Source organism: Halomonas sp. (assembly GCF_033549285.1).
GTDB lineage: Bacteria > Pseudomonadota > Gammaproteobacteria > Pseudomonadales > Halomonadaceae > Halomonas.
Window position 1 is genome coordinate 1 of record NZ_JAWSUJ010000089.1, and the last position, 18152, is coordinate 18152.

The 18152-nt window shown below is 67.7% G+C and carries 18 protein-coding genes; 8 read left to right on the forward strand and 10 right to left on the reverse strand.

Annotated elements, in window-relative coordinates:
• Positions 1-103: 103 nt before the first annotated feature.
• The 7 genes from SCI24_RS16620 to pqqA all read right to left on the reverse strand — a co-directional run bounded on the left by SCI24_RS16620 (position 104) and on the right by pqqA (position 7894).
• Positions 104-2650, reverse strand: coding sequence for an insulinase family protein (locus SCI24_RS16620; RefSeq protein WP_318726440.1), 2547 nt, complete (start codon positions 2648-2650; stop codon positions 104-106).
• Entirely contained in the window at positions 2637-4481 is a 1845-nt protein-coding gene (locus SCI24_RS16625) for an alpha/beta hydrolase family protein (RefSeq protein WP_318726441.1), read from the reverse strand. The genes SCI24_RS16620 and SCI24_RS16625 overlap by 14 nt, the downstream gene beginning before the upstream one ends.
• A complete protein-coding gene (gene pqqE, locus SCI24_RS16630; protein WP_318726442.1) occupies positions 4478-5629 on the reverse strand; it encodes a pyrroloquinoline quinone biosynthesis protein PqqE in 1152 nt (383 codons plus the stop codon). The genes SCI24_RS16625 and pqqE overlap by 4 nt, the downstream gene beginning before the upstream one ends.
• Entirely contained in the window at positions 5622-5912 is a 291-nt protein-coding gene (gene pqqD, locus SCI24_RS16635) for a pyrroloquinoline quinone biosynthesis peptide chaperone PqqD (RefSeq protein WP_318726443.1), read from the reverse strand. Before pqqD ends, pqqE begins: the two co-directional genes overlap by 8 nt.
• Positions 5909-6688: a pyrroloquinoline-quinone synthase PqqC gene (gene pqqC, locus SCI24_RS16640; RefSeq protein ID WP_318726444.1), complete on the reverse strand. Its 780-nt coding sequence runs from the start codon at positions 6686-6688 to the stop codon at positions 5909-5911. Before pqqC ends, pqqD begins: the two co-directional genes overlap by 4 nt.
• 106 nt (positions 6689-6794) lie before the next feature.
• On the reverse strand, positions 6795-7724 hold the full coding sequence (gene pqqB / locus SCI24_RS16645; RefSeq protein ID WP_318726445.1) for a pyrroloquinoline quinone biosynthesis protein PqqB: 930 nt from the start codon (positions 7722-7724) through the stop codon (positions 6795-6797).
• Between the two features lie 98 nt (positions 7725-7822).
• Positions 7823-7894, reverse strand: a complete 72-nt coding sequence (gene pqqA / locus SCI24_RS16650) for a pyrroloquinoline quinone precursor peptide PqqA (RefSeq protein ID WP_081786101.1) — start codon at positions 7892-7894, stop codon at positions 7823-7825.
• Between the two features lie 355 nt (positions 7895-8249).
• On the opposite strand from pqqA, the gene SCI24_RS16655 reads away from it, so the two are divergent.
• The 8 genes from SCI24_RS16655 (at position 8250) to SCI24_RS16690 (ending at position 16234) form a co-directional block, all read left to right on the forward strand.
• The gene (locus SCI24_RS16655; RefSeq protein ID WP_318726446.1) at positions 8250-10076 is read left to right on the forward strand and encodes a methanol/ethanol family PQQ-dependent dehydrogenase; all 1827 of its coding nucleotides are present in this window, start codon (positions 8250-8252) and stop codon (positions 10074-10076) included.
• A gap of 153 nt (positions 10077-10229) precedes the next feature.
• Entirely contained in the window at positions 10230-10730 is a 501-nt protein-coding gene (locus tag SCI24_RS16660; RefSeq protein ID WP_318726447.1) for a c-type cytochrome, read from the forward strand.
• 115 nt (positions 10731-10845) lie between these two features.
• Positions 10846-11673 (forward strand): quinoprotein dehydrogenase-associated putative ABC transporter substrate-binding protein, encoded by an 828-nt coding sequence (locus SCI24_RS16665; protein WP_318726448.1) that lies wholly within the window; start codon positions 10846-10848, stop codon positions 11671-11673.
• Entirely contained in the window at positions 11663-12310 is a 648-nt protein-coding gene (locus SCI24_RS16670) for a hypothetical protein (protein ID WP_318726449.1), read from the forward strand. The genes SCI24_RS16665 and SCI24_RS16670 overlap by 11 nt, the downstream gene beginning before the upstream one ends.
• 51 nt (positions 12311-12361) lie before the next feature.
• Entirely contained in the window at positions 12362-13615 is a 1254-nt protein-coding gene (locus SCI24_RS16675) for an ABC transporter substrate-binding protein (RefSeq protein ID WP_318726450.1), read from the forward strand.
• Positions 13603-14634 (forward strand): PQQ-dependent catabolism-associated beta-propeller protein, encoded by a 1032-nt coding sequence (locus tag SCI24_RS16680; protein ID WP_318726451.1) that lies wholly within the window; start codon positions 13603-13605, stop codon positions 14632-14634. Before SCI24_RS16675 ends, SCI24_RS16680 begins: the two co-directional genes overlap by 13 nt.
• A gap of 77 nt (positions 14635-14711) precedes the next feature.
• Complete coding sequence (locus SCI24_RS16685; RefSeq protein ID WP_318726452.1) at positions 14712-15428, forward strand: ATP-binding cassette domain-containing protein; 717 nt, start codon at positions 14712-14714, stop codon at positions 15426-15428.
• A complete protein-coding gene (locus tag SCI24_RS16690; RefSeq protein WP_106232490.1) occupies positions 15425-16234 on the forward strand; it encodes an ABC transporter permease in 810 nt (269 codons plus the stop codon). The genes SCI24_RS16685 and SCI24_RS16690 overlap by 4 nt, the downstream gene beginning before the upstream one ends.
• A gap of 11 nt (positions 16235-16245) precedes the next feature.
• Here SCI24_RS16690 and SCI24_RS16695 read toward each other — a convergent pair whose 3' ends face one another.
• The 3 genes from SCI24_RS16695 to SCI24_RS16705 form a co-directional block, all read right to left on the reverse strand.
• Positions 16246-16593 (reverse strand): c-type cytochrome, encoded by a 348-nt coding sequence (locus tag SCI24_RS16695; protein WP_318726453.1) that lies wholly within the window; start codon positions 16591-16593, stop codon positions 16246-16248.
• Positions 16594-16659: 66 nt separating this feature from the next.
• Positions 16660-17025: a hypothetical protein gene (locus SCI24_RS16700; RefSeq protein ID WP_318726454.1), complete on the reverse strand. Its 366-nt coding sequence runs from the start codon at positions 17023-17025 to the stop codon at positions 16660-16662.
• Between the two features lie 111 nt (positions 17026-17136).
• Positions 17137-18027 (reverse strand): LysR family transcriptional regulator, encoded by an 891-nt coding sequence (locus SCI24_RS16705; protein WP_318726455.1) that lies wholly within the window; start codon positions 18025-18027, stop codon positions 17137-17139.
• Between the last annotated feature and the right edge of the window lie 125 nt (positions 18028-18152).

Sequence of the window (18152 nt, forward strand, 5' to 3'; positions counted from 1 at the left end):
TGACTCTCCCCTCGTTGCCAATTTGAAGGCATGCGTTAATGATTATGATTCTGCAGTCAGTCTAGGTGAGCTTAGGCGAGTCGATTGTTCGGCAGCAGCATAACTACGTTGCCGGTGGGCAATGTTGAGAAGCAGGAGAGCCAGGCGAGGTAGGCGCATGGGCCCACCAGCGCATCGGCAGGGTACCGCGTGACAGGGCCGACGCCAGGACCTCGAGGTCGGTCGCGGTGAGCGAATCGAGGGCAGCGCGTTCCTGTTGCCAGGGGGCCAGGCGCCAATCCGGTGGGGAGGCGGTGTCGGACGGTGACCGGCGCAATGCCTGCCAGGCCCGCTCGATGGCCTCGTCATGGGTCTCAGGCGGCCCCTGCCGCGCAAGCAGGCCACGACGCAGCCGCTCCAGCTGCGGCGCATCCAGCCTGGCCAGCCTTACCGCATCGGCGTCGAGAAACGCGAGGATGGCCTGACGCAGCGTCTCGACAGAGGCCTTTGGCGACTGCACGACATAGCCCAGTCTCGGCCAGCCCGACGACTCCCGGTAGCGCACCGCCGCGACATAGCCGAGACCTCGCCGCTGGCGCATTTCCCGATGGAAGGCGGCGTCATGGCAGTGCGCCAGCAACTGCAGCAGCCAGCGCATGCGAGGGCTGTCGTCGCTCCCCTCGACCTCCAGCATCACGGCCCGGTCGTCTCCCTGCGGGGCGAGCCAGGCCATTTCCTGGCCATCGCCTTGTGGCGCACCGCGAGGCGGGGATGCGTACTTGGGATGGGACAGCCGCTCGGCGAAGCCCTTGGCCATGCCCTGCGCCTCCCGCGTCCCCATCTCGCCTAGGGCCCAGCAGAGCAGGGTGGGCATGGCGCCAGGCGGGCACGGCGGGGGGCGCGTTTCCAGATGACCCAGCATCTGCTGGGCGAGCAGGCCGCTCGAGGAGGCGGGGCCTTTCGGCGCCGTCAATGCACTCGAGGCCATCCAGTCGTCCAGGGCCTGATCCACCAGCGATGCGAGACCGGCGGGGCTGCCACGGGCCATCAGCCAGTCACCCCTGGCGTCACTGCCCAGGGTGAGCGCCTGGCCCCTGGTGCCGGCCGCCTGGCGCAGGGCCAGGGTCCGGCGCTGCCAGTCACGCAGACGCGCGTCATGCCCCACTGCAGCGGCGGGCCACCCCAGGCACCAGCCGGTCTCGCCCTCGCGGGTCGGCCAGTCCAGGCCATCCCACCACAGCGAGAGACGGGCATCCCGGTAGAGCAGCCCGGCTGTCGGCCGGTCGTCGGCCTCCTGGCCATCCGGGTCCCGGCGCCGGCGAAGGGGGGCAGGCACCTCGGGGAGGGCCAGGGCGGGAGAGGGACAGGAGAGGTCGAGGGGGCGCCAGGGGGTCGCGGTTTCCTCGGTGTGGCGCCAGGCCCCGGTAGGCCCTTCGGCGCCCTTCCGCCACAGCAGCCGACACTGTTCCGGGGTGAGCCACGCCGACAGGGGGCGGCTGTCCCGGGCCATGGGAGCGGAGCCGCTGGCAGGAGGGAGGCGGCTCAGTCGTCGGGCCTGCTCCCGGGGCCAGGCGTCGAGGTCGACACTCCTTGCCGATGGCGGGGTGATGGCGTGACGCCGAGATGCCTGCCGAAGGGCGCGTTGACAGCTGGCCACCAGCGGGGCGATATCCGCTGGCGGTTCCGCGAGCTCGATTGCCAGGCACAGGGCCGGACCGGTCCCCTCGGGGGGCGTGGAGGCCTCCAGCTCCTGGACCGCATAGGCCTGCTGCAGGGAGGCGGCCAGGGCGCCATCGTTCAGCTGCGAGGCAATCGCCTGCAGCGGGATGGCGCATGTATCGGCGAGGGTCCCCGGCAGTGGCCACAACAGCTCCAGGGTGCTGGCAGCGGGCAGGCTCGGTTGACTTGGGGGGTGCCAGGCCACCCCGCGTCGCGTGGCCCAGCGCCAGCGATCCGGGGGCGGCGTGTCGGCGGACGTCGCCGGGAGCCGGCGGCCATGGCGTTCGAGCAGGCCAAGCTGCTCGTCCGTCGGCTGCGGACCGAGCATCACCAGGGCCATCCGGCCGGCCCGGTAGTGGCGGGCATGAAAGTCACGCAGGCGGTCGACCAGCTTCCGAGGGTCATCGCCGAGGGTGTCCCGGTTCCCGGCGTGACAGGCCGCGGCCGGATGGCCGGGGTCGAACAGCCGGCCCAGCGCGGCCAGGCGATGCAGCGCCGGGTCGTCCAGGCGGGCCCGGAACTCGGCGTCCAGCACCTCCACTTCGTCGGCGATGGCGTCGAGGTCGAGGCGGGGATAGCCGAGCAGGTCGACCAGTCGCGCCACGCCAGCCTCGGCGGCGTCTGCAGGAAGGTGCAGGTGGACGTCGGTGCCCCCTTCCCCGGTACGCGCATTGTAGCGTCCCCCCAGGGTGCCGACCCACCGGGCCAGCGCGCTCCTGCCGGGCCAGCGGCCACTGCCCAGGAAGAGCCCGTGTTCCAGCAGATGAGCCAGGCCTCGGCAGTCGGGCGGGTCATCGAGATACCCCACGCCGGCCGCGCCGACCAGTCGTAGCTGGCGAGCCCGGGGGACCTGTGCCGCCATGATCCACAAGCCATTGGCGAGACGGCGTGACGCCACCCGACTGTCGGGTGGCAGGCCGACGGAAGCCAGGGCGGACTCAGCCTTGCCCATCGCCCTGCTCCAGGAAGAAGTGCATCTCGGTCGCTATCAGGCGGCAGCGATTTTGCGGCTGGCGGATGCCGTGCCCCTCATCCTCGAACAGCATGACGCGGGCCGGGACGCCGCGGCGGCGAAGTGCCTCGGCCATGGCCAGCGTCTGTTCCGGCACCACCACGGTATCCCGGTTGCCCTGGAAGAAGATGACGGGGGTGGTGAAGTCATCGAGCCGATTGATCGGGCTGCGGGCACGCTGAGTGTGCGCATCCCCGAGCAGCCAGTCGAGGTAGCCGCACTCGAAACGGTGGGTCCGGGTGGCCAGGTGCGGGGCATCGGTGACGCCGTACAGGCTGGCGCCGGCTCGGAAGAGGCGGGTGGTTGCCAGCAGGTTGAGTACGGTGAAGCCGCCGGCACTCTGACCTCGCACGAACAGCCGGGCGGGATCGGCCAGGCCGCGGGCGACCAGTGACCTGGTCAGTGCGATCACGTCCTCGACGTCGATGCGCCCCCACTCGCCGGCCAGGCGCTCGCGGTAGGCCCGTCCGGCATTGCCACTGCCGCGGGGGTTGATATCGGCCACGGCGAAGCCGTGCGCCGTCCAGTAGTGGACCAGCGGATCGAACACCGGATAGCAGGCCGAGGTGGGGCCGCCATGCACGCGCACGATCAGCGGCGGTGGCCGGGTCGAGGCGGTGCCGGGGCCATAGAGGAAGGCCAGGACGCGTTCGCCGTCGGCCACGGTGGCCTGCAGCATCCGTGGCAAGGGGGGATCCTCGGGGGTGGGCAGGGCAAGGAGCGTCTCCTCGGCATGGGTCGTCAGGTTCACACGGGTCAGGCGTGCCGCATGCCGCTCCCCCTGGGTAATGGCGTAGAGCCAGCCATCTGCATGCGCCAGGCCCACCAGCCGCCCGGCGTCGTGGAGGATGCGCGCGTACTCACGACCCCGGTCATCGGTGACCAGGATCCGGGCCGCCCCCTCGTCGAAGGCCATGATCACCCCTCGGTCGACGGCGGGCCACAGGTGCTGGCACTCGCCGAGTTGCCAGGGAGTGGAAGCGTGGTCGGCCTGTCGCGAGCCGAGCCGCTGGATCTCCAGCGACTCGGCAGGGCCGGCCACCCGATACGGCTGCCACCAGCCCCCGTGGTCGCTGAGCACGACGAGCTCACTGGCCGCGGTGAAGCGGGGCTGGGTGACGGCGGCGCCGGCATCCCAGCGGGTCAGGTCATGCAGCGTGCCCTGGACATCCAGCCGTGCCTGGCGCAGGCGCGAGCGCTGCCAGGGCATGTCCCCGAGGTCCCATTCGACCCAGGCGAGCCTTGTGCCGCAGGGGGAAAGCGCCGGCGTGCCATAGAAGTCGGCGCCGGCATCCAGCACCTGGCGGCGGTTCTCATCCAGGGCGACCAGGCGCTGGCGGGCCTCGCGGCCCTGGCCGCTTTCCTCCACGGCGAGCAGTCGCCGGCGTTGCGGGTCGGGGGTGAGCCCGCCATAACGGCTGTCGTGCCGCGACCACCAGGGGCAGGCCTCGCCGCCGCTCAACGGCTGGCGATGGAGGGTCTGGCTCTCGGCCTCGACGAAGATGGCGTGCTCATCCAGGCAGGCCAGGGCGCCGCCGCCGTAGCCGTTGACGCGACTGGCGATATCGAGGTGCTCGGGGCTCAGCGCTTGTGGCTGGCCATCCTCGAGCCGGTCATGCCACTGCCAGAGCCGACGTCGCCCTGTCTCGGGGTCAGCCGTCAGCCAGAGTACGCCCCGGGGAGTGGCTTGCAGGTCGCCCAGGCCATCGGCGGGCAGCGCCGCCCGGCGCAGCAGGTCGTCATGCGGCTCGCTGGCCGGAGGGAGCGTCATGTCCGGCAGAACACCCTCGATTCGTGGACGTTGCGAGGCGTCAGCTCCCGGGCTGGGCGGGCGTCGTCCTCCGCCTCGCGGCGGGCCGCTTCGACCAGGTGATGGTCAGGCGAGAGATCGCACACCGGGTCGGTGGCGGCGGGGTCGCCGGTCAGCAGGTAGGCCTGGCAGCGACAGCCCCCCACATCCCGGTGGCGCTCGTCGCAGCTGCGGCAGGGCTCCGACATCCAGGCATCGCCGCGATAGCGGTTGAAGGCCTCGCTCTCGTACCAGATCTCGCGAAGCGGGCGCTCGCGCACCGTGGGGAAGCGCATCGGCAGCATGCGTGCGCTGTGACAGGGCAGCACGGCGCCGTCCGGCGCCACGGTCATGAAGATCGATCCCCAGCCGCCCATGCAGGCCTTGGGGCGGTCGGCGTAGTAGTCGGGCACCACGAACAGCAGCCGCATGTCCCGTCCGCGCTCCGCCAGGCGCTCCCGCCAGCGTACCGTGGTGGCCTCCGCGGCCTCGAGCTGGGCTGCACTGGGCAGCAGGCCGGCGCGATTGAGGTGAGCCCAGCCATAGAGCTGGCAATTGGCCAGTTCCACCGCATCGGCGCCGAGTTCGTCGCATAGGGCGATGATCTGGTCGATCCGGTCGATGTTGTGGCGGTGCAGTACCACATTGAGCACCATGGGGTAGCCGGCGGCCTTGACGGCCCGCGCCATGGCCAGCTTCTTGCCGTGGGCCTTGCGCGAGCCGGCTACCGCCGCGGCGACCTCGGGGTCGGAGGCCTGCAGGCTGATCTGGATATGGTCGAGTCCCGCCTCGCGCAGCGCCTCGATGCGCGACTCGTCGAGTCCCAGGCCGGAGGTGATCAGGTTGCTGTAGAAGCCCAGCCGATGGGCCTCGGCCACCAGGGTCTCGAGGTCCCGTCGAACCAGCGGCTCGCCACCCGAGAAGCCCAGTTGCACGGCCCCCATGGCACGGGCCTGGGTCAGGGTGTCGATCCACTCCGCGGTATCGAGCTCCTCCTCGACCGCGGCAAAGTCCAGCGGATTGGAGCAGTAGGAGCACTGCAGCGGGCAGCGATAGGTCAGCTCGGCAAGCAGCCACAGCGGGGCGCCGATCTGGCCGTCGGAGGTAACGGTGTCGGTGCGGTCAGTCATGATGGATCCAGCCTTGTTGCGCGGCGTCGACCATGAACTCGTGGACGTCCTCGGCGATGGCCGCGGCGGGGGCCTCGGGGTAGCGCGCCTGCAGGATGGCGATCACCGCGTCCACGTCCCGTTGCCCATCGAGCTCGGCGAGGATGGCGCCGGCGGTGTCGTTGAGCTGCACCATGCCCTCGGGATAGAGTAGCACGTGGCGCTGCTGGGCCTCTTCCCACTGCAGGCGCCAGCCGGGGCGCAGGCGGCAGACGCTGCGACCGTCGATGGGTATGTCGTTCATGATAGCCCCCGGTGGTAGACGCGCCGGTCGGTGACGGTATGGTAGGGCGCCCGGTCGAGCTGGTAGGCGAGGGTCATGGCATCGAGCATCGACCAGAGCACGTCGAGCTTGAACTGCAGGATCTCCAGGGCACGTTGCTGGGCATGGGCGGTGGTGCAGACCGCCAGCGCCACCTCCAGGCCGTGCTCGACATCGCGCCGCGCCTCCTTGAGGCGCTTGCGGAAGTAGCCATAACCGGCCGCATCGATCCACGGATAGTGGGTCGGCCAGGTATCCAGGCGGCTCTTGTGGGCCGCCGGGGCGAACAGTTCGGTGAGCGAGGAGATCGCCGCCTCCCGCCAGTCGGCACGTCGCACGAAGTTGACGTAGGCATCCACCGCGAAGCGTACGCCGGGGAGCACGTGCTCCTGGGACCAGAGCTCGTCGCGACTCAGGCCCACCGCCTCGCCCAGGGTCAGCCAGGCCTCGATGCCGCCGCCATCCTCGCCATGACCGTCATGGTCGAGCAACCGCTGAATCCAGCGGCGGCGCGTGGCGGCGTCGGGACAGTTGGCGAGCAGGGCAGCATCCTTCTGGGGAATGTTGATCTGGTAATAGAAGCGGTTGGCGACCCAGCCACGCAGCTGCTCGGGGGTGGCATGCCCCTCGGCCATGTCCACCTGGTAGGGATGGTGGATATGGTAGTACGCCCCCTTGGCCATGAGGGCCTCGCGGAAGGCCTCGGGGCTCAGGGCCTCTCCCTGCGAACTCGCCAGCGGCGAGGCGATACTTGTCATCTGTGGCTCCTCTGTTGTCGTGGCTGGATGCGCCACGACCGCTTCAGGCATGGCAGGAAGCAGAACGCCGGTCCCTGATGCTGAGACGCGGCGGGTTCACGCGCGTTCACACGTCCAGTCGCAAGCCGTCGAAGGCCACCTCGACCGCCTGTCGGGTCAGGGTGGCACGCTCCTGCGACCCTTCGTCGAGGATCGGGTTGGTGTTGTTGATATGGATCAGCACCCGGCGGGTGGTGGCCGGCAGGGCCGCGAGCTCGGCCAGCAGGCCATGCTCGCCGGACAGTGCCAGGTGACCCATGTCGCGGCCGGTGGCCTGGCCGACCCCGGCACGCAGCAACTCGTCGTCACGCCACAGGGTGCCGTCGACCAGCACGCAGTCGGCCCGGCGCAGGAAGCCGCGTACCCGATCGTCGATCTCGCCGAGCCCGGGGGCATAGAAGAGGGTGGTGCCGCGGCGGCGATCCTCCACCAGCAGGCCGATATTGTCGCCCGGGGTCGGGGCGCCACGACGCGGGGAGTAGGGCGGTGCGTTGCTGGTCAGCGACAGGGCGGTAAAGGTCAGGCCCGGGCACGCCGGCACCTCGAGGGTGGCCTCCAGATGTTCGCCGTTGACCGCGATGGGATGCCAGGTCAGTCCACCCTGCCAGTGCTCGAGCATGGGGAACAGCGGAAAGCCACTGCTCAGGTCCTGATGCACATTGGGGGTGCACCAGACGTCCAGGGGACAGCCTTCCCGCAGCGACAGCAGCCCGGTGGCGTGATCGATCTGGCCATCCACCAGCAGGACCCCCGCGATGCCGCTGTCCCTCGGGACACGCCTGGGATGCAGCTCCGGGTTGCTGGCCAGCTGGTGGCGGATGTCCGGCGAGGCGTTGCACAGCAGCCACTGCTCGCCGTCGCTGCTGATGGCGATGGATGACTGGGTGCGCGGCGTCGCCTCGATGCTGCCCTCCCGAACACCGCGGCACAGCGTGCAGTTGCAGTTCCATTGGGGAAAGCCGCCTCCCGCCGCCGCACCGAGCACCAGTACCTGCATGGATATCGTCCTGTTGCGAAGCTTGTCCTGAAACGAAAGGGCTGACGTCCCCGGCAAGGGACGTCAGCCCGAGATGAGCCACCACGTCGAGCGTGGCCTCAGCGATTGGAAATATACAGCGTCACTTCGAAGCCTAGCCGCAGATCGGTATAGGCGGGTTTGGTCCACATGAGACACCTCCATGAGATGGGTGGATGTTGGCGGGCGTTCACACCTCAGTAAAGCACAGGACGACGGCACGACCTTGCTACGAAGGTCGCATGCCCTGCGCTGGGGATCGAACTGTCACCGACCGTAACCGCGCAAGGCGCGCCCCGGCGCGGCTAGTTCGGGCCGATGGCATGATTGTTGCCACAGGGAAAAACTCTTTTGACCGTATGCGAGTACCGAATTCGTCATGGCCAGGGCTGACGGCATCCACAGATGTGCTAGACCTTCATGTGTCACTGCCTGAAACAGGTCCATAACCACAACGAGATGTGCCGCCACCCCGGGCACACCTTTCAGTGCAACGGAGACAACGCCATGCTTCGCTTCCCAGGACTCGTGATGACGGCTGCCGGGTTGATGGCCGCATCCTTGGCGCATGCCAACCAGAATCAACTCGACCTCCAGCAGAACCCCGACTTGTGGGCCACTCAGCTGGGCAACTACCAGGGCAATCGCTTCAGCCAGCTGGATCAGATCAATCGCGACAACGTCAAGGATCTTCGTGCGCAGTGGCAGTTCTCCACCGGCGTGCTGCGCGGGCACGAGGGCGGGCCGCTGTATGTCGGCGATGGACGCCTCTACATCCATACCCCCTTCCCCAACAAGGTCTTCGCCCTGGACCTCGAGGACGAGGGGCGCATCGTCTGGAGCTATGAGCCCGACCAGGACTCGCGCGTCATTCCGGTGATGTGCTGCGATACCGTCAACCGTGGGCTGGCCTATGCCGACGGGAGGCTGTTCCTCAACCAGGCCGACAACACCGTCATCGCGCTGGACGCCGAGTCGGGCGAACTGCTGTGGGAAGCCCAGAACGGCGACCATACCCAGGGCGAAAGCATGACCATGTCGCCGCTGGTGGTGCACGACAAGGTCATCGTGGGCAACAGCGGCGGCGAGTTCGGCGTACGCGGTCACCTGACCGCCTACAACGTCGAAACCGGTGAGATGGAGTGGCGGGGCTACTCCAATGGCCCCGATGACGATGTCCTGATCGACCCCGAATCCACCACCATGCTGGGTGAGCCGATCGGCGAGGCCGACCTGGGCGTGTCCACCTGGCCGGAGGGGGAGTGGGAGCGCGGTGGCGGCGCCCCCTGGGGCTGGGTCACCTATGACCCCGAACTCGACCTGATCTATTACGGCACCGGTAACCCCGGTACCTGGAACCCGGAACAGCGCACCGTCGATGGTGAGCCCGCCGACAACAAGTGGGCGATCACCGTCTTCGCCCGCGACCCCAACAACGGGGAGGTCAAGTGGGTCTACCAGAAGGTGCCCTTCGACGAGTGGGACTACGACGGCGTCAACGAGAACCAGCTGATCGACGTCGAGTTCGAGGGCGAGCAGCGCAAGGGTCTGGCGATCATCGACCGTACCGGCTTCGGCTTCCTGCTCGACCGCGAGAGCGGCGAACTGCTGGTCGCCGAGAAGTTCGCCCCGGAAACCAACTGGGCGGACAGCTATGACATGGAGACCGGCCGGCCTAACGTCAACGAGCAGTACAGCACCTTCCGGCAGGGGGTCGACGTCAATACCACCGACATCTGCCCCACCGCCATGGGCGCCAAGAACATGCAGCCCTCCGCCTACTCCCCCGAGACCGGGCTGCTCTATGCCGGCATCAACCGGATCTGCATGAACTATGAGCCCTTCGAGACCGAATATGTTGCCGGCCAGCCCTATGTGGGGGCGACCCTCACCATGATGCCCGCACCGACCCAGGAAGGTGACATGGAAGGGCGCATGGGCAGCTTCATCGCCTGGGACCCGGTCGCCGGCGAGACCGTCTGGGAGATCGACGAGCGCTTCGCCGTCTGGAGCGGTGCCCTGGCCACGGCCGGTGACCTGGCCTTCTACGGCACCCTGGAGGGGTACGTGAAGGCGGTGGACATCGAAACCGGGGAGGAGCTGTGGCGGTTCAAGACGCCCTCCGGGATCATCGGCAACGTCAATACCTTCCAGCACGAGGGCAAGCAGTACATCGGCGTGCTCTCCGGGGTCGGGGGCTGGGCTGGTATCGGCCTCGCGGCGGGGCTCGAGGACCCCGAAGCGGGACTGGGGGCAGTGGGTGTCTTCTCCGCCCTCGATGACTATACCGAGCTGGGCGGGATCCTGACCGTGTTTGCCCTGCCTGATGCCTGATCGTTCACTCGCATCCCATCGATGGCACGAGGCCTATCGCCTCGTGCCATCGACGTTCCGGTTACCGAATTCGCAGTCACAGGATGGCCCGCGTCGGCGGAGCCCGACCCAGGCGCACTGCTGCACTACCGGTTCATCGCACAAGGAGATCGCATGCACCTGACCAGGACCCCGCGACGGCTCGGTGTCGAGGCCCTCGGCACGCTGGGCATCATGTTGCTTGCGGCCGGGGGTATCACGGTCCAGGCCGCCGGCAACGCAGCGGAGAAGGCCACCTCGCAGCCGGGGGAAGGCCCCGGCAACTATACCGTCATCGACGGCAAGGTCGACCAGGGCACCTACGATGGCTACATCGCCTATACCCGTTCCTGCATGGCCTGTCATGGTCCGGACGGCTTGGGGTCTACCTTCGCGCCGAGCCTCATCCAGGCCGCGGAGCGGCGCAACTTCGGGGAGTTTTCCAACACCATCGTCAGTGGCCTGGAAATCCAGCCCGGCAGGGTCATGCCCTCCTTCGCCGACGATGAGTACGTGCTGAGCAATGTCGAGAACATCTACAGTTACATGAAGGCACGCAGTGCCGGGGACCTGGGCCGAGGGCGCCCCAAGGTGATCGAGGAGGAAGCGCAGGCGAGCGACGATGACCAGGAGTGAGGGGGGCCGGTGCCCCTGGGCTTCTCGGGCAAGAGGGCCCTGCTCAGTGGCGGTCACCGGGGAAGACGTGAGGAGGGAGCGAATGCGTGTCGACATGCGGTGGAGGGGACGGTGCATGGCGGGCCTGCTGGCTTGCCTGGCCATGTTCGCCAGTGACGCAGGGGCCGACCTGCCCGAACAGACGCAACGCGACCGGCTGCGTGTCTGTGCCGACGGCAATAACCTGCCCTTCACCAACGAGGCGGGCGAGGGGTTCGAGAACCGCATCGCCGAGCTGTTGGCCGATGACCTTAACCTTCCCCTGGAGTACGTATGGGCCCCCCAGGTGATGGGCTTCGTGCGCAATACCCTGGAGCTGCGCCTCTGTGACGTGATCATCGGCGTTGCCGCCGGCTATGGCTTCGTGCAGAACACCAATGACTACTATCGCTCCATCTATTCACTGGTGATGCCCGCGGACTCCGACCTGGACGTCTCCTCGCTGAATGATGAGGACCTGAGGGGCCGACGCATCGGCGTCGTCTCCGAGACCCCGCCGCTGGTGCCGTTGCGTCGTGCCGGCGCCAGGGTGGAGGGGTATGCGCTGCAGACCGATACCCGGGCCAGGACGCCGGCCAGGGAGGCCATCGAGGACGTGGCGGCCGGCAGGACCGAGGCCGCGGTGCTCTGGGGGCCGATCGCCGGCTACTACGCGGCACGCCAGGCGCCGCCGCTGGAGGTGGTCCCGCTGGTCGACGATGACACCGATGCCCGCCTGGATTACCGCATCACCATGGGCGTCCGGCAGGGCGAGCCGTACTGGAAGGACACCCTCAACGACTTCATCCAACGGCGTCAGGACGAGATCAATGCCATCCTGGGCGACTACGGCGTTCCGCTCCTCGACCGGCACGGCGAGCTGGTCGATCCCCTTGCCGCTTCGGGAGGCCAGGATGACGAATGACATGCGGCTCATGGGCCTGGCGCTGGGCCTGACGATGACGATCCTGGGTCTCGGGATCCCGGATGCCCGCGCGCAGCGAGCGGCCACCGGCCCGCCGGATTGGCCCTGTGTACAACGCCTGGTGCCGGAGCTTGCCTGGGGCACCATCTGGACCGGGCCGTCCCCGGAGGCCCTGGAGCGCTCCTGGTGGGAGGACGAGGAGGTCGGGCGCGTGGTGCGCTACGCCACGGCTCGCGAGACACCCCGTGACGAGGCTCTCGAGCGCGTGCGCGATTTCGTCGCGCAGGTGGCGAGCCAGCCGGAGGCCGAGCGTGAGGAGCGCCTGACGTTGCTGTTTGCCGGCCTCTTCGAGCGCATCGATCGCGAACGCAGTCGTGTCATCGAACGCATCCGCAGTGCGTCGCGCGGCCAGGTCAAGCGGCTGGACCGTCTCGCCGAACTGGTTGATGAGCTCGAGGCTCGACGCGCCTCGAGCGAGGCCAGCGGCGACGACATCGAGCAGCTGCGCCAGGAACTGCACTGGGAACAGCGCACCTTCCAGAAGCGCCAGCAGCTCCTGCCGGTGCTGTGCGAGAAACCCTCCCTGCTCGAGGAGGAGCTGAGCCGGATGGTGAGGGCGATTCGTGCCGAGCTATAGAAGGTAGAAGAAAGCACCGTTGGGTCAATCAGGGAAGAGAAGGGAGGCCGCATGCAGAGATGTGATGACTGGACAACAGGGCCCGGTGCCAGGCCCCGAGCCGCAGGATGGCTGCTGCTGGGGCTGGCCGTGGTGGGCCTGTGGCTGCCAGGCACGGTTGGCGCTCAGGATGGCGACCAGCCGGCGGAGACCATTACCCTGGGGTACCTGGGGCTGGAACCCGATGACGAGCTGGAGCCCTTGTCGGTGCTCGACCCGGTCCTCGATGACGAAGGGCGGCAGGGGGCACGCCTGGCGATCAGCGACAACAATGCCACCGGCCAGTTTCTGGGGCAGGGGTTCGAGCTGGTTGAAGCGACTGTGCCCCGCGACGGCGAGGTGCTCGAGGGCCTGGATGACCTGATCGAGCAGGGGGCCGACTGGATAGTCAGTGACCTCCCCCGGGAGGCCCTGGATGAGGTGCTGGGCGCCTCGGTCCTGGGGGATCGCGTGGTTTTCAATGTCGCCGCCCCCGACAATGCGCTGCGCGGAGAAGCCTGTCACCCCAACCTCTTCCATACCACTCCCAGCCGCCGCATGCTGGCCGATGCCCTGGCCCAGTTCCTGGCCTACAAGCAGTGGGATCGCTGGGCCCTGGTCTACGGCAATACCGACGAGGACCGGCTGCTGGCCGAGGCCTTTCGCGAATCGGCCCGGCGCTTCGGCCACGACATCGTCGGCGAGAAGATGTGGCCCCACGATCCCATGGCAAGGCGTGCCGAGGGGGGGTTCCACGCCATACAGCGCGAGATCCCGGTCTTCGTGCAGGATCTCGACGAGCATGACGTGCTGGTCATCGCCGACGAGAACGACTATTTCGGCGAATACTTTCCCTACCAGGGCTGGCTGCCCCGGCCGGTGGCCGGCACCCAGGGCCTGATCGCCACCGCCTGGCATCGTGCCCATGAGTCCTGGGGAGGGGTGCAGCTGCAGCGTCGCTTCGAGGAGCAGGCCGGGCGCTGGATGACCCCGACCGACTTCGCGGCCTGGCTGGCGGTGCGCTCGCTGGGGGAGGCCGCGGCGAGAACCGGCTCGATGGCCCAGGGCGAGATCCTCGATTACATGCTCAGCGAGGAGTTCGAACTGGCCGGGTACCTGGGGCTGCCGGTGAGCTATCGCACCTGGAACCACCAGCTGCGCCAGCCCATCCTGGTGACCGGGCCGCGCATGGTGGCCTCCGTGTCGCCCCAGGAGGGCTATCTGCATCCGCGCTCCCCGCTGGACTCCCTGGGGGCCGACGAGGGGGAATCGACATGCCGTTTCTGATTGGACCATTCGCCTCCCGGGCGCTACTCACTGTCCGCCCGGCGCTCAGGTCTGCGTCCCTGGGACTTCTCCTGGGCACTGCCCTGATCCTGTTGCCGACCCTTGCCATGGCCGAACGCGTCTTCGTCTCCAACGAGAAGGACAACACCGTGTCGGTGATCGATGGCGAGACACTTGAGGTGATCGAGACCATCAAGGTGGGGCGCCGGCCGCGCGCCATGGCCTTCAGCAGCGACGGCAGTGAACTCTTCGTGGCGGTGGGCGATGACGAGGCCATCGACATGATCGATCTCGAGTCATTGAAGGTGGTGCGTAGCCTCTCCTCCGGCGAGGACCCCGAGGTTATCCGGGTCGATCCCAACCGCCCCTACGTCTATGTCTCCAACGAGGACGACAACATCGTCTCGGTGTTGGATTACCAGGAGCGCAGGCTGGTGACGGAGATCCCCGTGGGGGTCGAGCCCGAGGGGGTGGGGATAAGCCCGGATGGCAAGTGGCTGATCGCGACCACCGAGACCTCCAACATGGCGCATATCATCGATCTTGAGACGATGGAGGCGGTCCACCATCGGCTGATGGGCGCGCGCCCGCGGCATGCCGAGTTTACCGCCGATGGCTCGGAGGCCTGGGTCTCCGCGGAAGTGGGGGCCACGGTGTCGATCATCGACATGCAGGAGACCTTCGACGTCAGTCACACCATCCGTTTCGATGTACCGGGCGTGCCCCGGGAGACTGTGCAGGCGGTGGGCGTGGCACTGACCTCTGACGGACGCTATGGCTTCGTTGCCCTGGGGCCCTCCAACCGTGTCGCGGTGATCGACCAGCAGAGCTACGAGGTGCTCGACTACCTGCTGGTGGGGCAGCGTGTCTGGCACCTGGCCCTCAATGCCGACGAGAGTCGCCTCTATACCACCAACGGGGTGAGTGGCGACGTCACCGTGATCGATGTCGACGACCTCGAGGCGATCCGCTCGATACCCGTGGGTCGTTTCCCCTGGGGGGTCGTCGTCGAGCCGTGACCGAGGCGAGGGATTCGAGAGGCGTCCTCGATGGAGGCAAGCGGGTCGAGCCGCCCCGAGATGAGCCTGCCCTGAGGGTGCGGGACCTCGGGTTCAGCTACAGTGGTCAGCCGGTGCTGGAGTCGCTCTCCTTCGACCTCCGGGCGGGGGAGTTTGCGGTGTTGCTCGGCCCCAACGGGGCCGGCAAGACCACGCTGTTCTCCCTGATCACCCGGCTCTACGCCTACCGCCAGGGACGGATCTGCATCGCCGGCCATGACCTGAGCCGCCACTCGGTCCAGGCCCATGCCCGGATGGGCGTGGTGTTCCAGCAGCCCACCCTGGACCTGGACCTCACCGTCCGGCAGAACCTGACCTACCATGCCGCCCTGCACGGCATGGCGCCGGCCGAGGCGAGGCGGCGTGCCGCGCTGCAGCTTGCCCGTGTGGAGATGCCGGAAAGCCAGCGACAGCGCGTTCGCCACCTGTCCGGGGGACAGCGGCGGCGCGTCGAGATCGCCCGGGGCCTGCTGCACGAGCCCCAGCTGCTGCTGCTGGATGAGCCCACGGTGGGGCTTGACATCGCCTCGCGCCGTGCCCTTGTCGACCATGTGCATCAACTCTGTCGGGACCAGGGCGTGGCCGTGCTGTGGGCCACCCACCTGATCGACGAGGTCCATCCCGGCGACCGCGTGATCGTGCTGCATCGTGGCCGGATTCGCGCAGACGGCAGCGTCAGCGAGGTGGTGTCGCGGGCAGGCGCCGCCTCGATCGGCGAGGCCTTCGACCGACTGACCGATGGGGGCGACCGATGAACCTGGCGAGCTACGGGCACTGCCTTCGCGGGGTGGTCAGCCGTGAGCTGCTGCGTTTCGTGCACCAGCGTTCGCGTTTCGTGGCCGCGCTGGTCAGGCCGCTGGTCTGGCTGTTCGTGTTCGCCGCCGGTTTCCGCATGGCGCTCGGGGTGGCCATGACCGAGCCCTACCAGACCTATGTGCTCTACGAGGTCTATATCGTCCCGGGGCTGGTCGGCATGATCCAGCTCTTCAACGGCATGCAGAGTTCGCTGTCGATGGTCTACGACCGCGAGATGGGCAGCATGCGTGTCCTGCTGGTCAGTCCCTTCCCGCGCTGGTACCTGCTGGTCAGCAAGCTGCTGGCCGGTACCCTGGTGTCGATCGTGCAGGTCTACGTCTTCCTGGCCATTGCCTACCTCTACGGGGTGCAGGCGCCGCTGGCCGGCTATGTGCTGGTACTCCCGGCCCTGGTGGTGACCGGCTTCATGGTCGGGGCCCTGGGCATGCTGCTGTCCACCTTCGTGCGGCAGCTGGAGAACTTCGCCGGCATCATGAACTTCGTGATCTTCCCGATGTTCTTTCTCTCCTCGGCCCTCTACCCCCTCTGGCGGATCCGTGAGGGCAGCTACCTGGTCTACCAGATCGCCGCCCTCAATCCCTTCACCTATGCCGTGGAAATGATCCGTTTCGCGATGTACGAGCGCTTCCACGCCGTGGCCAGCTCGATCTCCCTGGTGACGGCGCTCGTGCTGCTGGGACTGGCGATTCTCGCCTATAACCCGGCACGGGGCATGATGGCGCGCAAGGGGGGAGGGGGCGAGTGATCGCCGGGAGACTAGGGCGCTCCGACATGCCGTAGATAGTCGATCAGCGGCCGCCGGGCGTCCTCCGGCAGCCCCCAGAACACCATGCGCGTGCCGGGCAGGAGGGCGTCAGGGTCGGCCAGGAAACGGTCGAGGACCTTGGGGGTCCAGACCAGCTGTGACTCCTGCAGGACTCGCGAGTACTTGAAGTCTTCGACCTCACCGGCGTTGCGCCCGACCACGCCGTGCAGGCTGGGCCCCGCGATATGCGTGCCGGGTGTCAGTGAGTGACACCCCCGGCACTGGTTGCGGAAGACCCGCTCGCCCTTGGCCAGCACGGCCTCGTCAGCCGGCACGGCAGGCGCAGGGCCAAGCGTCATCAGCACGATCCCGAGAGACGGCAACAGCCCGGGTACTACCGGGACAGGGCGGCGAGTCATGTCACCTCAGAAGCAGCGCAGGTCGGCTTCGGCCTGCACGCTGCGGAAGTGGTTCAGGTCCTCCTGCATGCTGCGTTCCGTGCGGAACAGCATGCCCAGCTCGCCGGGCTGATCCTGCATGCTCATCACGGTCCTCGCCGCCTCGTACTCCTCATGGGGCATGAGCTCGGCGATCACGTCGATGCTGCACGAGCACTTCTGCATCATGAGGTGGTCCTGGCCATTGGCGGCCATGCAGCCGAGCACATAGTCGACGCGGGTTTCGGTGGGGTAGTCGTTGGCCTGGGCCTGGGGGGCCGCGAGCAGCGCCATCGTGAACAGGGCCAGGGTGGCAAGCGGCGCGGCGCCCCTGCGCAAGTTGACGTTCTCCATCCAGTACCTCTCAGGGGATGATGACGAAATGCCGGGGTCGGTCTTCCTTCAAGCTATGGCACTTTGCAGCTTTTTGCCAACGCCGCCGAGACCATTGGAGCCTTGCCGGGCTCAGCGACGCACGGGCAGCAGCTCATCGATATGCGCGATCAGGTAGTCGATGAACTGGTGCACCTTGGGGGAGCGATGGCGATGGCGCGGATAGACGGCCCAGACCGCGGTATCGTCGTGCTGGTAGGCATCGAGTACCGAGATCAGCTCGCCGCTGGCGAGGTGGGGATCCACGTAGTAGTCGGGGAGCTGGGCCAGCCCCAGGCCCTTGAGGGCCGCATCCAGCAGGGCCGGCCCCGAGTTGCCCTCCCAGGGGCCCTCGACCCTCACCTCGCGGCGAACCCCGTCGACATCGAAGCGCCAGTGGTCGCGTGAGCCCACCAGGCAGCGGTGGCGGGATAGCTCCGACAGGGTGTGGGGCTGGGGCATCCGGGTGAAATAGTCCGGGGAACCGACCACGTACTCGTGGCGTTCACAGATGCGCCGGGCGATCAGCGTCGAGTCCTTGAGCGTGCCCATGCGGATGGCGATGTCATACCCCTCGTCGATGATGTCCACCTGACGATTGGTGAAGTGCAGGCGGATCTCCAGCTGTGGGTGCTGGCAGAGGAAGTCGTTGATCAGCGGCGCGATGAAGCGCTCACCGAAGGTGGTCGCCGAGGTCAGCCTGAGCACGCCCCGCGGTCGGGCCTGCAGGTCGTTGATCGCCGCCTCGGCCTCGCGGAAGCCGTCGAACAGGTGATGGCAGTGCTCGTAGTAGAGGGCCCCGGCATCGGTGAGGCGAATCTGGCGGGTGGTCCGGTAGAGCAGGGTGGTCCCCAGCTGGTTCTCCAGCTGGCTGACCAGGCGACTGACATGAGAGTTGGAGACCTTGAGGTGTCGGGCGGCGGCCGCGAAGGTTCCCAGCCGCACCACCTCCACGAAGGCTTCGATCCTGTCCCAGCGCTGCATCTTGGCCTCTCCTGCGTGGACTGTTGCTCTATGACAACAATGTCATGTGTTTGATGCAGTTTATCCCAAGGCGTCGAATTGCCTAGACTGTCAGCAGGATCAACACACACCGAGCGAGGAAGATG

What these genes read in the sequence shown, in the direction of transcription:
- SCI24_RS16705 (WP_318726455.1), bottom strand. Translation starts at nt 18,027, where the DNA reads ATGCAGCGCTGGGACAGGATCGAAGCCTTCGTGGAGGTGGTGCGGCTG.
- pqqE (WP_318726442.1), bottom strand. Translation starts at nt 5,629, where the DNA reads ATGACTGACCGCACCGACACCGTTACCTCCGACGGCCAGATCGGCGCC.
- pqqC (WP_318726444.1), bottom strand. Translation starts at nt 6,688, where the DNA reads ATGACAAGTATCGCCTCGCCGCTGGCGAGTTCGCAGGGAGAGGCCCTG.
- SCI24_RS16655 (WP_318726446.1), top strand. Translation starts at nt 8,250, where the DNA reads ATGCTTCGCTTCCCAGGACTCGTGATGACGGCTGCCGGGTTGATGGCC.
- SCI24_RS16680 (WP_318726451.1), top strand. Translation starts at nt 13,603, where the DNA reads ATGCCGTTTCTGATTGGACCATTCGCCTCCCGGGCGCTACTCACTGTC.
- SCI24_RS16700 (WP_318726454.1), bottom strand. Translation starts at nt 17,025, where the DNA reads ATGGAGAACGTCAACTTGCGCAGGGGCGCCGCGCCGCTTGCCACCCTG.
- SCI24_RS16690 (WP_106232490.1), top strand. Translation starts at nt 15,425, where the DNA reads ATGAACCTGGCGAGCTACGGGCACTGCCTTCGCGGGGTGGTCAGCCGT.
- pqqD (WP_318726443.1), bottom strand. Translation starts at nt 5,912, where the DNA reads ATGAACGACATACCCATCGACGGTCGCAGCGTCTGCCGCCTGCGCCCC.
- SCI24_RS16695 (WP_318726453.1), bottom strand. Translation starts at nt 16,593, where the DNA reads ATGACGCTTGGCCCTGCGCCTGCCGTGCCGGCTGACGAGGCCGTGCTG.
- SCI24_RS16670 (WP_318726449.1), top strand. Translation starts at nt 11,663, where the DNA reads ATGACGAATGACATGCGGCTCATGGGCCTGGCGCTGGGCCTGACGATG.
- SCI24_RS16620 (WP_318726440.1), bottom strand. Translation starts at nt 2,650, where the DNA reads ATGGGCAAGGCTGAGTCCGCCCTGGCTTCCGTCGGCCTGCCACCCGAC.
- pqqB (WP_318726445.1), bottom strand. Translation starts at nt 7,724, where the DNA reads ATGCAGGTACTGGTGCTCGGTGCGGCGGCGGGAGGCGGCTTTCCCCAA.
- SCI24_RS16665 (WP_318726448.1), top strand. Translation starts at nt 10,846, where the DNA reads ATGGCGGGCCTGCTGGCTTGCCTGGCCATGTTCGCCAGTGACGCAGGG.
- SCI24_RS16675 (WP_318726450.1), top strand. Translation starts at nt 12,362, where the DNA reads ATGCAGAGATGTGATGACTGGACAACAGGGCCCGGTGCCAGGCCCCGA.
- SCI24_RS16625 (WP_318726441.1), bottom strand. Translation starts at nt 4,481, where the DNA reads ATGACGCTCCCTCCGGCCAGCGAGCCGCATGACGACCTGCTGCGCCGG.
- SCI24_RS16660 (WP_318726447.1), top strand. Translation starts at nt 10,230, where the DNA reads ATGCACCTGACCAGGACCCCGCGACGGCTCGGTGTCGAGGCCCTCGGC.